Here is a 12,173-nt window from a genome sequence, read left to right on the forward strand (position 1 = left end):
CTCACCCAGCGAGTTCACGCGTCCTCCTGCTGCACGTGGTGCGCGGCGCCGTGCGGTTCGGCCGCCGCGGTGTCCTCCGCACCGGCGATCACCAGCCGGTTGCCGACGCGGGCCACTTCCACGTCGGTTCCGTACAGCTCGGACAGCGTCGCCGAGTTCATCACCTCGTCGGGCGTGCCGAGCCGGAACCGGCCGTCGGCGAGGTAGAGCACGCGGTCCACCACCGGCAGCACCGGGTTGATCTCGTGGGTGACGAACAGGACCGCGGCACCGGTCCCGCGGGCCTGCCGCGCGATGAGTTCGCTGACCTTGCGCTGGTGCGCCAGGTCCAGCGACAGCAGCGGCTCGTCGCACAGCAGCACGTCGGGATCGCCGACGAGGGACTGCGCCACGCGCAGCCGCTGCTGCTCCCCGCCGGAGAGCAGACCCAGCGGCACGTGGCCGTAGGCGGTGGCCTCCACCGCGCGCAGGGCCGCGTCGACGCGCTGCTTGCGCCGGCGCCGGTTGCGCCAGCCGAGGCCCCAGCTGTGCCCGTCCAGCCCGAGGCCGACGAGGTCGCGGCCGCGGATGGTCACCGTGGTGTCCACGGCCCGCTGCTGCGGGATGTAGCCGATGCGGTCGCTGCCGCGGCGCACCGGCCCGCCCGCGATCTCGGCGGTGCCGCTGCTCAGCCCGGTCAGCCCGAGCAGGACGCGCAGCAGGCTCGTCTTGCCGGTGCCGTTCGGGCCGAGGACGGCCACGAACTCGCCGGGATGCACGTCCAGGTCCAGGTCGTCCCAGAGGGTGCGGGCGCCGTAGCGCAGGCCCGCACCGCGGAGCCGGACGGCGGGCGCGGTGGTGCTCTCCGCGGGCGCGGTGGTCGCCAGTGGTCGGGAGCGTGTCACTCGGGTCCCTTCGGTGTGCGCGGGGTGTGCCGGTGCGGGGGTCACGCGTTCAGCGCGCGGACGAGCGCGTCGACCTGCCCCCGCATCCACGGCACGTACTCGGACCGCTCCTGCGGCAGCGTTTCGGACATCTGCACCACCGGGATGCCGTTGTCCGCGGCCTTCTGCCGGACGTCGCGGGTCACGGGGGACTCGGTCTGCGGGTTGTGGATGACGGCGGAGGCGCGGCCGGAGGACACGGCGTCGTCGATGGCGGCGACGGCGGCCGCGGACGGGTCGTTGCCGGCTTCGACCGCGTTGACGAACTCCTGCGGCGTGGTGTCGCGCAGGCCGGCTTCCTCGACCAGGTGGTCGGCGATCGGCGCGGTGACGATGACCTGCTCGCCCCGGTGCGCCTCGCGGATCTCGGCGATGCGGTCGTTGAGCCCGTCGATCTGCTGGCGGAACTGCTCGGCGTTGCGCCGGAACTGCTCGGCCGACCGCGGGCGCAGTTCGCCGAGCTTCGCGGCGACCTCGTTGCTCACGTCCGCGACCGCGTGCGGGTCGTACCAGATGTGCTCGTTCCCGCCGGCGTGGTCGTGGCCGCCGTGCTGGTGGCCGCCGTGCTCGTGGGAACCGTGGCCCTGCTGCTCGCCGTGGCCCTGCTGCTCGGCGGAGCGCTCCCCGTGGCCGTCCCCTCCGTCGGGCTGGCCGTGCTCGTCCTGCTGCTCGGCGCCGTGGTCGTGGCCTCCGTGGTCGTGGCCGCTCTCGCCGTCGAACGCCTGGATGGTGGGTTTCTGCTCACCGGTGGAGGAGATGATCTGCGGCATGAACTCGTCGTAGCCGCCGCCGTTGAACAGGACGAGGTCGGCATCGCTGACCGCGGCCGCGTCCCGCGGGGTGCTCTCGTAGGAGTGCGGGTCGGTTCCCGGGTCGTCGATGATCGACTCGACGTCGACCTGCTCGCCGCCGACCGCCCGCACCACGCTGCCCCACACGTCGGTGGAGGTCACCACCGACGGCTTGCCGTCGGAGCCGCCGCCCTGCTCGCCGCTGCCGCAGGCGGTCAGGACCAGTGCGGTGGTGGTGACGCCGGCCAGGGCCGTGGTGGTGAGTCGGTACCTGCGGCGCGCCATGTGCGCACGGACGGTCATCACTGGGCTCCTCGATCGAATGAGATCGCCACGAATGGCTGAGCAACATGCCACGACACGACAAACGGAAATCGTTGTCATGTGCAGTTTAGGGCTCTGCTGGCCGCTGGCGCCATCCGATCGAGGTATTTCGTGTCACAACTCGCGGGGAAATGCCCGGTCAACGCATTTCGCATGCGCACTTCGGCATGCGTTCCGCTTTTCGGGCGGCGGGACTCCGCGGGTCCGGCGCGATTCCCGCATTCCGCATGCGCGCATTCGCATATTTTCACGGTCCGCCGGCCGGTGAATTCGGGCGGAATCCGGGCGGACGCGCACCGGCACCGCACCGGAGCGCCCGGTGCGGTGCCGGTGGGGCCGCGAGCGCGCCGGCGCTACGCGGCGGCGATCCGGTTGCCCGTCTCCGGGTGGAACACGTGGATCTCGTCGGAGTCGCGGAACGTGACGTGCACGCGGTCGCCCAGCGCCGGGGGCGTCCGCCCGTCGGCCCGCACCACGAACCGCTGCGGCGTGCCGCCCACGTCGATGCTGCCGTGGATGAGCGCATCGGCGCCGAGTTCCTCCACGAGCTCCACGGTCAGCGTCAGGCTGTCCGGGTCCTCTGAGGACGTCAGGCGCAGCGACTCGGGGCGCACGCCGAAGGTCACCTCCTGCAGGCTCCCGGCGGCCGAGATCGCCGTGCGCGGCAGCGGGACGGTGTGCCCGTCGAGCACCGCTCCGTCCGAGCTCAGCGGAACCGTCTTGAGGTTCATGGCGGGCGAACCGATGAAGCCGGCCACGAACGCGTTCGCCGGGTTCTCGTAGAGCTCGCGCGGGGTGGCGACCTGCTGCAGCAGGCCGTCCTGGAGCACCGCGACCCGGTGGCCCATCGTCATCGCCTCGACCTGGTCGTGGGTGACGTAGACCGTCGTCGTGCCCAGGCTGCGCTGCAGCGCGGCGATGTTCGCGCGCGTCTCCACGCGCAGCTTGGCGTCCAGGTTGGACAGCGGTTCGTCCATGAGGAACGCGCTCGGTTCGCGCACGATCGCCCGTCCCATCGCGACCCGCTGCCGCTGCCCGCCGGACAGCGCCTTCGGCTTGCGGTCCAGGTACGGCTCCAGGTCCAGCATCCGCGCCGCCTCGGTCACCTTCTCGCGGATGAACTCCTTCGGCTTCTTGCGCAGCTTCAGCGCGAAACCCATGTTCTCGGCGACGGTCATGTGCGGGTACAGCGCGTAGGACTGGAACACCATCGCGATGTCCCGCGACTTCGGCGGAACGTCGGTCACGTCCGTTCCACCGATCGTGATCGCGCCCTCGTCCACGTCCTCCAGTCCCGCGAGCATGCGCAGCGCGGTGGACTTGCCGGACCCGGAGGGTCCCACGAGAACGAGGAACTCGCCGTCGGCGATGTCGAGGGAGAGCTGGTCCACGGCCCGGACCGGAGGGGTGCCGTGGTAAACTCGCGAAGCGTTCCGGAAAGCGACCTCGGCCATGTGTGACTCACCTTTCACCTGAACCGGCTCACACAAGCTAACCGCCGAACGCGACGTGAGATAGACCTCACCGGAGTGCGATTCACTCCGTGTTCATCGCGGTCGCGTACCGTGACCGATTCGGCGCGGACGTGTCGTGCGCCTCACGCCCGCTTCACCACGCCGATCTGAACCGTTACGGTTCCCGCATGGCTCGGCCAACGAATGCCCGACGCCCTGCGACTCTGGCGTCCCTCGCCGCGGAGCTGGGCGTGTCGCGGACGACGGTCTCGAACGCGTACAACCGGCCCGACCAGCTCTCCCCGGAGCTGCGCAAGAGGGTGCTGGACACCGCGCGTCGGCTCGGCTACCCCGGGCCCGACCCGGTGGCGCGTTCGCTGCGCACGCGCAAGAGCGGCGCCGTCGGTCTGCTGCTCACCGAGAACCTCTCCTACGCCTTCCGCGACCCGGGGGCGCTCGGCTTCCTCGAAGGCCTCGCGCTGGCGTGCGAGGACGCCGGGCAGGGCCTCACGCTCATCCCGGCCAACCCGGAGCGCGAGGACATCGCCGCGGTGCACCGGGCCGGGGTGGACGGGTTCGTCGTGTACTCGGTGCCGGAGGACGACCCGCACCTGGCGGCCGTGCTCGAGCGGCCCCTGCCGGTGGTGATCTCCGACCAGCCGCGGCTCGACAACCTCGACTGGGTCGGCCCCGACGACGCCGCGGCCATGCGGGGCATGGCCCGGCACCTCATCGAGCTGGGGCACCGGCGCATCGGCGTGTGCTGCATGCGGCTGGCCCGCGGCCGCAACGACGGGTTCGCCGCACCGCACCGGCAGGCGCACGCCAGCTTCCACGTGCAGAAGGCCCGGCTGACCGCGCTCGCCGAGGTCTTCAGCGAAGCCGGGGTGGACTGGGCCCGGGTGCCCGTCGTGGAGCGGTTCGACCACAGCGTCGAATCGGGCGCCGCGGCCGCCGCGCAGGTGCTCGACCACGACCCGGAGGTCACGGCACTGGTGTGCACCTCCGACATCCTCGCGCTCGGCGCGCTCGACGAGGTGCGCGACCGCGGGCGCCGGGTGCCGGAGGACGTCACCGTCACCGGCTTCGACGGCATCGCCGAGGCCGAGCGGGCCGGGGTGACCACGGTGCGGCAGCCCGTGCTGGAGAAGGGGCGCGCCGCGGGGCGGCTGCTGCTCGAACAGGCCGAACCCGGGCGCCCGGGGCAGGTCACCCTGGAGACCGAGCTCCTCGAGGGGCAGACCGCGGCTTCGCCCCGGTCCCTCGAGGAGCGCTGGTTCGGGCCGTGACAACAGGATTTTTCTGATTGCCCGGGCGGTCCCTCGACGCTGCCGCGTCGAGGTGGAGGACGCGCGACCACCGCTGGTTCGGGCCGTGATGGTCAGTAGTTCTTCCAGGCGCCTTGGGAGTACTGCAGGATCCGCGGGTGCATGAGCGTGGAGGGCTGCACGTCCTCGACGCGCGCCCGGTCCGGCGGGAACGTCGCCGCGGCCTGCAGCGTCGGCTCGTCGAGCGACCGCAGCCGCGGCACGTCGTCCGGCAGGCCCAGTTCCGGGGTGCGCTCCGCGCTGGCCAGGTGGAACCCCCACTCGCCGAAGCTCGGAACCTGCACCCGGTACGGCACCGTGCGGAAGCCCGCCTCCCGCATGCTCGCCTCGATGCCCCAGTAGGCCTTCGGGGCGAAGTACGGCGATCCGGCCTGGACCGCCACCCGGGCGTGCGGCGCGGTCGCGTGCCGCACCAGCGCGTAGAACTCGGCGGAGTACAGCTTCGCCGTGGACTCCGAGTCCGGGTCGGGCATGTCCACGAACACGGTGTCGAACCGCTGCCCGCGGTGCTCCCGCAGCCAGCCGAACGCGTCGTCGGCGATCGCGGTGACGCGCGGATCGTCGAACGCGTGCTCGTTCACCGTGGACACCCGCGGGTCGTCGCGCCCCAGGCGCAGCACCGCCGGGTCCAGGTCCACCAGGGTCACGTGGCGCACGTCCGGGTAGCGCAGGATCTCGCGCAGCGCCAGTCCGTCCCCGCCGCCGAGGACGAGGACGTTGCCCCGCGGGCCGTCCATCGCCGGGTGCACCAGCGCCTCGTGGTAGCGGTACTCGTCCACGGTGCTGAACTGCAGGTCCCCGTTGAGGAACAGCCGCGTGTCGTTCGGTCCGGTCGGCGAGCGGGACTCCGTCAGCACGACCTCCTGGTGGCGCGAGCGCTCCGCGTGCACGATCGGATCGGAGTACAGCGCCTGCCGCGCGGTGACCTCGAAGCGGTCGGCGAAGGCGTAGGCCCCGCCGAGGACGCCGCCGACGAGCACGCAGCCCAGCGACAGCAGCACGACCGCGCGCCGCGGCAGGTCGCGGCGGAAGACGCCGAGCACGAGCCCCAGGCCGGCGGCCGCGTTGACCATGCCGACGACCAGCGCGCCCTGCAGCTGGCCGAACAGCGGCAGCAGCAGGAACGGGAACGCGAGCCCGCCGACGAGCCCGCCCACGTAGTCGGCGGCGAACAGGTCGGCCACCGCGCTGCCCGCGTCCTGCCTGCGGATGCGCTGCAGCAGCACCATGAGCAGCGGGATCTCGGCCCCGACGAGCGCGCCCAGCATGAGCGCGGTGACGATCAGCGCGGGCATGTACAGGCTCAGCCACGCGAACGCGGCGTAGAGCCCGAGCACGCTCAACCCGCCGAGCAGGGCCAGCGCGATCTCGATGCTCGCGAAGGCCGCGGCGGGGAAGCGCTGCAGCGGTTTCGCCGCGAGCGCGCCGACGCCCATCGCGAACACCATCAGCGACAGCACGATCGACGCCTGGCCGATCGTGTCGCCGATGAGGTAGCTGCCCAGGGCGACCAGCGCGAGTTCGTACACCAGTCCGCAGGCGGCGCAGACGAACACGGCCACGAGCACGGCGGTGCGCGCCAGCTTCCCGCGGTGACGCGCAGCACCGCCCGCGTCGTCCGACGTGGGCGGTTCGGTGCTCGGTGCGGTTTCCCGCTGTGCGCGGTCCGCGTCAGCGGGTGCTTCGGCGGACTCCTGCGAGACGGACATGAATCACCAGATCGCGGCGGCCATGATGGTTGCGATGACCACGTGCGCCGCGGCCGACACCCACGTGGCGGGGTGCAGGCGCGGCTGGGACAGCTCCTCACCGAGCCTGCCCGGGGTCATCACGTCGATGATCAGGAACGACAGGCTCATCATGAGCAGCCCCAGCAGACCGTAGGTCACGGTGCCGACCAGCCCGGCGGCGAGGTCGTGCGCGCTCGCCGCGATCGCCGTCGTCAGGATGATCCCGACGCTGAGCAGCCCGGAGACCAGCAGCAGCGCCGCGTTCGGGTTGGCGTCGCGCCAGATCAGGTTCCGCAGGCGGCCCGGGGTGCCGAGGTCGACGAGCACGTAGCCCAGGGCCATCATGGCGAGCCCGACCGCTCCGTAGAGGACTGCGGACAGCAGGCCGAAAAGCAGATCGTTCACGAGCACGGGGTGCGTGTCCTTTTCGTCGTCGTGGTCGCGGGGTCACCGCGGCGGGTCCGCGGTGTCGGGCGGGGGCGTGGACGGTCCCGCCGGGGGCCGCGGGACGGCGCCGTCCTGACCGGCCCGCGGTGGTTGCTGGCCCGGGTCCGCGGGTGGCGCCGCCGGGTGCTGCGGAGCGGCGGCCTGCCCCGGCCACGGTGGTTGCTGACCCGAGGCCCCGGGGTGCGGCTGGCCGTGCGTGCCCGGAGGGGCCGGCTGGCCCGGCGTGAACTGCCCGGACGCGGGCCGTCCCTGACCGGGCATGGGCTGGTTCGGCATCGACGGGTCCGGGACCCCCGGAGGCGGCCCCGCCGGCCCGCCCGGCCCACCGGACGGACCGGGGCCGCCCGGACCGCTGGGCCCACCGGGTCCACCGGGACCGCCGGGACTACCGGGACCACCCGGCTCACCAGGACCACCGGGGCCGTCCCCGCGCGATTCCCGCTTCATCCTGGCGCGCGTCAGGAACCCGCCGAGCAGCGCGCCGATCGTGATGAGCACCAGGACGCCCAGCCAGGCCACCACCATCCACGCGCCGTTGCCGCCGCCGGTGGGCGGGGCCGCCTCGTCCGGCGGCTCGGCTGCTGAGTCCGCGGGGGAGGCGGGCTCCAGCTCGCCCTGCTCGGTCAGCAGCAGCGGCAGCAGGAGCGCGGCCTGCCCCGTCGCCCCGACCGGCTCCGCGACGAGCGCGTCGGCCGTGATGCCGCTGCTGACGAAGTCGTCCTCGGTGATCAGCGCGTGCAGGTCGGGCGAGGTGTTCACCGCGATCTCCGCGGCGTCCCAGTCGTTGTTGTCCCCGTACGCCACGGTGACCACCACCTCGGCCCACCGCGAGCACCGGTCCGCCGGCACGTTCGGGCCCTCGCTGGAGCCGACGCCGCGCGGTTCCGGATCAGGCGTCCCGGTGCCGTCGAGCAGGCGCCACCCGAGGCAGAGGTCGCCGTGGGGGCGGGCCGCCTCGTCGAGGGCGCGGGAGAGCTCCTCCGCGTCCTGCTGCGTGAAACCGGGGATCGACGCGCCGGTGTAGAGGTCGCTGTCGTTGTAGCGCTCGGTGTCGTCCGAGGTGAACGTGTCCTGGTCGGAGCTCGGCAGCATGCCGCTGGTGATGACCCAGATCAGCAGGCCGCCGCCGAGCACGGCCAGCAGGCCGAACAGGGTCCGCTTGTCGTTGGTGCTCAGCGAGCTCCGGTTCTGGGCTGAGTGCCGGTTCATTTGCCCACCCCCGGGCCGCGTCCGCGGAAGCTCTCCCCGTAGGTGCTGTTCCACCCCCAGGCGCCGCCGATGATCCCGTAGTAGTGGTGGTACGCGCGGCGCGCGTCCATGACATCGATGCGGGAGCCGCGGCCGCGCGGTTTCACCACGATCGCGTCATCGGGGTAGCGCAGGTAGATCCCGGAGCCGTCGGCGTAGCGGTTCTGCGGCCGCCAGTGGTCGCTGATGTCCGCGGCGACCTGCGTGGGCGGCCGCGGACTCGTGTACGCGCGGCTGTTGCGCCCCGGCGGGTCCATCCGCTCCGCGCGCGCGTAGTTGTGCTGCACGTAGGAACGCGGGCTCAGCCCGGTGGAGAACGCGGTGGTCAGTCCGAGGATCAGCGCGAACACCCCGGCTATCCCGGCGATGGTGAACCAGCAACCCGGCTTCATGCGTCAGCCCGCAGCCGGGTAGACGCGGACCTCGTACCGGGTGAGCTCCTCCCCGGTGCTGGCCTCCCACTCGGCTCCGCCGGACCCCTCGGCTTCGCCGTAGGACTCGTAGCCGAGCATCGTGCCGTCGGAGGCCTCGTAGTCGTAGTAGCGGACCGTGCCGGCCTCGTCCAGACCGGTGGTCGCCTCGCTGCGGAACTCCGCGGACCCCGACTCCTCGCGGCGGAAGGTGCGGCCGGCGTGCTCGAGCTGGCGCGCACCCGGTTCCGGGGCGTCGGGGGCATCGGTCCACAGCGACAGCTCCAGGTCCGGGTCCTCCTCGACCTCCAACCACACCTGGGTTCCCCTGGCGTCGTCGAGCAGGTGCGAGTCCCAGGTCCAGCCGCCTTCGGAGAACCGCAGGCTGCCGCGGACCGTGTAGGTGTGCTCGCGGATCTCCACGATGTCCCCGGCGCGCAGCTTGCGCGGGTCCCCGCGCAGCGCGTCCTGGTCACCGGTCCCGAACGGGTCGGTCGGGGCCGCCTGCGCGGGCGGCTGGGCGGCGGCTCTGCGCGCCCGAACGCCGAGCACGATCGCGACGACCGCCACGATCACCAGCACGGCGATGATGATGTACAGGAAGGTCACCCTGCTGCGCCTTTCGATTCGGAAGTCGGCTCGCACCTGCCCGATGAGGGTACGGGGTGCGATCGGTTCCGTTGTGCGGGTTCGGGAAAATCGCCCGGCGCGGTGCTCCGACCGGTCCTGAGGGGCCGCGCGGATCGGCGGTCACGTGCTCGACCGCACCGGCCCGTCAGGCGGGCGGCGCAGCCGCTTCATCGCCACGTGCGCGGAGCGCCCCGCCGCGGGAGGTTCCTCCCAGCTACCCCCATCCACCCGCCCTCAACAGCCGATCCGCGGACTCCCTAAGCGGACAGCAACTGGGCGCAGCGGACGAGCCCCAGGTGCGAGTACGCCTGCGGGTGGTTGCCGAGCGAGCGCTCCGCGATCGGGTCGTACTCCTCGGAGAGCAGCCCGGTCGGGCCGGCCGTGTCCACGATCTGCTGGAACAGCTCCTCGGCTTCGGTGCGCCGCCCGGTCAGCAGGTAGGCCTCGATCAGCCAGGCCGCGCACAGGTGGAAACCGCCCTCGTCGCCGGGCAGCCCGTCGTCGCGCCGGTAGCGGTACACGGTGGAACCGCTGCGCAGCTCGGCCTCGATCGCGGTGACCGTCGCGCGGAACCGGTCGTCGGACGGGCTGATGAGCCCGGACAGGCCGACGTGCAGCGACGCGGCGTCCAGGTCGGAGCCCTCGTAGGCCGTGGTGAACGCCTGCACGTCCGGGTGCCAGCCGTTCTTGAGCACGTCCTGGGCGATCTCGTCGCGCAGCGCCGTCCACGAGGGATCGATCCTGCGGTCGTGCGCCTCGGCGAGCTTAAGCGCGCGGTCCACGGTCACCCAGCACATGACCTTGGAGTACACGTGGTGGCGCGGGACGTCGCGCTCCTCCCAGATCCCGTGGTCCGGTTCCTGCCAGCGCTCCGCCACGGCGCGGACCATCGCCGTGGCCAGCTCCCAGTCGCGGTCGCGCAGCCGTCCGGTGGTCTCGGCCAGGTGCGCGATGAGCTCCACGACCGGTCCGAACACGTCCAGCTGGACCTGCTGGTCGGCGAGGTTGCCCACGCGCACCGGCCGGGAACCGGCGTAACCGGGCAGGCTGTCGATCACCGCCTCCGGGCCGAGGCTGGTGCCCTGCAGCGAGTACAGCGGGTGCAGCCGCTCCGGACCGGGCAGGCCTTCGAGCACGCGGTGCAGCCAGTCCAGGAACGCCTCGGCCTCGGTGGGGGAGCCGAGCGTGGCCAGGGCCTGCGCGGTCATCGCACCGTCGCGCAGCCAGCAGTAGCGGTAGTCCCAGTTGCGGACACCGCCGATCTCCTCCGGCAGCGAGGTGGTGGCCGCGGCCATGATCCCCCCGGTGTCGGAGTTGCACAGCCCGCGCAGCGTCAGCGCCGAGCGGGCCGCGAGGTCCCGCTGCACCTCCGGCAGCTCCAGCGAATCCAACCACTCGGACCAGTACCGCTCGGCTTCGGCGCGGCGGTGCGCTTCCGGCGCGCCCTGGGTGGCGAGTTCCGCGGTGCCGCAGCGCAGTTCCAGCACGACCGGTTCGTCCTCGTTCGGGTGCACCACGGCGTGCGCCTGCTCGTGCATGCCGTCGGAGGTGATCGCCCACTCCACCCCCGGCGAGTACAGCACCATCGGTTCGGCGGTGCCCTGCACGCGCAGCCCGCCGTCCTCGCGGGTCATCCGCACGGGAACCTGCCCGAACTCGGGACGCGGGGCGAACTCGACGACAGCGGGCACGCTGCCGCTGAGCACCCGCACCAGCTCGGTGCGGTGCCCCTCGGTGCCGTGCGCCAGGTAGTCGGTGACCAGCAGCCGCGACCACCGGGTTTCCACGGTCATCGTGTTGGGCACGTAGCGCTGCCCCAGCGGCAGCGGGCTGCGCTGGGCGCCGGAACCGTCGCTGTCCGGGTGGACGCTGAAGTGGCCGGCGCCGGCCCCGCCGAGCAGGTCGGCGAACACGGAAGCCGCGTCCGGCCCGGGGTGGCACATCCACGTCACCCGCGCCTCCGGGGTGAGCAGGGCGACGGTGCGCTCGTTGGCCAGCATGGTGAGCCGTTCGATCGGCGGCGCCTGCTCGCCGTACAGCCAGGTGCGGCGCTCCTCCATCAGCAGCGCGAGCACGGTGGCCACGTCGGCGGTCTCGCCGATGCGGTGGTGCGCCAGCGTGTCCCCCTCGCCGACCTTGATGCCCAGATCGGGCCCGTGCAGCTGGGCGAACGCCTTCTCGTCGGTGACGTCGTCGCCGAGGAACAGCGCCGCGGTCGACCCGACCTGGTGGCGCACGGCGTCGAGCGCGCTGCCCTTGTCGGTCTGCACGACCGACAGCTCGACGACCGACTTGCCCTCGGTGACGTGGATGCCCTCCCAGCAGGCCGGCCCGGTGCGCAGTTCCGCGCGCACGGCCTGGGCCGTCTCCGGGTCGGCGCGGCGCAGGTGCACCGCGACGCTGGCGGGCTTCGCCTCGAGGGTCACCCCGGTCCTGCTGGAGGTGATCCCCTGCAGGCTGCGTTGCAGGTCGGTGCGCAGCTGCGTGGTCTCGGTGTCGAGCTCGTGGACGAATCCCACGTCGAACTCGGAACCGTGGCTGCCCACCAGGTGCACCTCCGCGGGCAGGCGCGACAGGGTCGCCAGGTCGCGCAGGGCCCGCCCCGAGATCACCGCTGCGGTGGTGGCCGGCAGCGCGGCCAGCGAGCGCAGCGCGTGCACCGATTCGGGGAGCGGTTTGGCCTGTGTGGGATCGGCCACGATCGGCGCGAGGGTGCCGTCGTAGTCGCAGGCGACCAGGAGACGCGGTGCGCGCGCGAGCTGCACGATCGCCCGGCGGAGGTCAGCGGGCAGGGCTTCGGCGGTCAACGCCACACTCCTCTGGGGGCCGTGATCGGTCGGTACGGACGGAAGGCTTCGGCCGAACGCGCGGTCGACCGAACGTGTTGT

At 72.6% G+C, this 12,173-nt stretch carries 10 protein-coding genes; 1 reads left to right on the plus strand and 9 read right to left on the minus strand.

The features are described 5' to 3' along the window. Positions 1-14: 14 nt before the first annotated feature. The 3 genes from ACVGV0_RS01600 to ACVGV0_RS01610 all read right to left on the minus strand — a co-directional run bounded on the left by ACVGV0_RS01600 (position 15) and on the right by ACVGV0_RS01610 (position 3,492). A complete protein-coding gene (locus ACVGV0_RS01600) occupies positions 15-884 on the minus strand; it encodes a metal ABC transporter ATP-binding protein (RefSeq protein WP_459158064.1) in 870 nt (289 codons plus the stop codon). Between the two features lie 41 nt (positions 885-925). After that, entirely contained in the window at positions 926-2,017 is a 1,092-nt protein-coding gene (locus ACVGV0_RS01605; protein ID WP_459158065.1) for a metal ABC transporter solute-binding protein, Zn/Mn family, read from the minus strand. Between the two features lie 374 nt (positions 2,018-2,391). After that, entirely contained in the window at positions 2,392-3,492 is a 1,101-nt protein-coding gene (locus tag ACVGV0_RS01610; protein WP_459158066.1) for an ABC transporter ATP-binding protein, read from the minus strand. 188 nt (positions 3,493-3,680) lie between these two features. On the opposite strand from ACVGV0_RS01610, the gene ACVGV0_RS01615 reads away from it, so the two are divergent. Then, entirely contained in the window at positions 3,681-4,781 is a 1,101-nt protein-coding gene (locus ACVGV0_RS01615; protein ID WP_459158067.1) for a LacI family DNA-binding transcriptional regulator, read from the plus strand. A 92-nt stretch (positions 4,782-4,873) separates the two neighbouring features. On the opposite strand, the gene ACVGV0_RS01620 is transcribed toward ACVGV0_RS01615, so the two are convergent. The 6 genes from ACVGV0_RS01620 to otsB form a co-directional block, all read right to left on the minus strand. Next, the gene (locus ACVGV0_RS01620) at positions 4,874-6,529 is read right to left on the minus strand and encodes a polyamine aminopropyltransferase (protein ID WP_459158068.1); all 1,656 of its coding nucleotides are present in this window, start codon (positions 6,527-6,529) and stop codon (positions 4,874-4,876) included. A gap of 3 nt (positions 6,530-6,532) precedes the next feature. Then, a complete protein-coding gene (locus tag ACVGV0_RS01625; protein ID WP_459158069.1) occupies positions 6,533-6,955 on the minus strand; it encodes a DUF350 domain-containing protein in 423 nt (140 codons plus the stop codon). Between the two features lie 42 nt (positions 6,956-6,997). After that, positions 6,998-8,206: a hypothetical protein gene (locus tag ACVGV0_RS01630; RefSeq protein ID WP_459158070.1), complete on the minus strand. Its 1,209-nt coding sequence runs from the start codon at positions 8,204-8,206 to the stop codon at positions 6,998-7,000. Next, on the minus strand, positions 8,203-8,637 hold the full coding sequence (locus ACVGV0_RS01635) for a DUF4247 domain-containing protein (protein ID WP_459158071.1): 435 nt from the start codon (positions 8,635-8,637) through the stop codon (positions 8,203-8,205). The genes ACVGV0_RS01630 and ACVGV0_RS01635 overlap by 4 nt, the downstream gene beginning before the upstream one ends. Positions 8,638-8,640: 3 nt before the next feature. Continuing rightward, positions 8,641-9,264, minus strand: coding sequence for a DUF4178 domain-containing protein (locus tag ACVGV0_RS01640; RefSeq protein ID WP_459158072.1), 624 nt, complete (start codon positions 9,262-9,264; stop codon positions 8,641-8,643). Between the two features lie 278 nt (positions 9,265-9,542). Further along, positions 9,543-12,092, minus strand: coding sequence for a trehalose-phosphatase (gene otsB / locus ACVGV0_RS01645; RefSeq protein ID WP_459158073.1), 2,550 nt, complete (start codon positions 12,090-12,092; stop codon positions 9,543-9,545). Positions 12,093-12,173: the final 81 nt, after the last annotated feature.

The sequence above is a fragment of the Salinifilum ghardaiensis genome (assembly GCF_054491345.1).

What these genes read in the sequence shown, in the direction of transcription:
- ACVGV0_RS01605 (WP_459158065.1), bottom strand. Translation starts at nt 2,017, where the DNA reads ATGACCGTCCGTGCGCACATGGCGCGCCGCAGGTACCGACTCACCACC.
- ACVGV0_RS01620 (WP_459158068.1), bottom strand. Translation starts at nt 6,529, where the DNA reads ATGTCCGTCTCGCAGGAGTCCGCCGAAGCACCCGCTGACGCGGACCGC.
- ACVGV0_RS01615 (WP_459158067.1), top strand. Translation starts at nt 3,681, where the DNA reads ATGGCTCGGCCAACGAATGCCCGACGCCCTGCGACTCTGGCGTCCCTC.
- ACVGV0_RS01635 (WP_459158071.1), bottom strand. Translation starts at nt 8,637, where the DNA reads ATGAAGCCGGGTTGCTGGTTCACCATCGCCGGGATAGCCGGGGTGTTC.
- ACVGV0_RS01630 (WP_459158070.1), bottom strand. Translation starts at nt 8,206, where the DNA reads ATGAACCGGCACTCAGCCCAGAACCGGAGCTCGCTGAGCACCAACGAC.
- ACVGV0_RS01610 (WP_459158066.1), bottom strand. Translation starts at nt 3,492, where the DNA reads ATGGCCGAGGTCGCTTTCCGGAACGCTTCGCGAGTTTACCACGGCACC.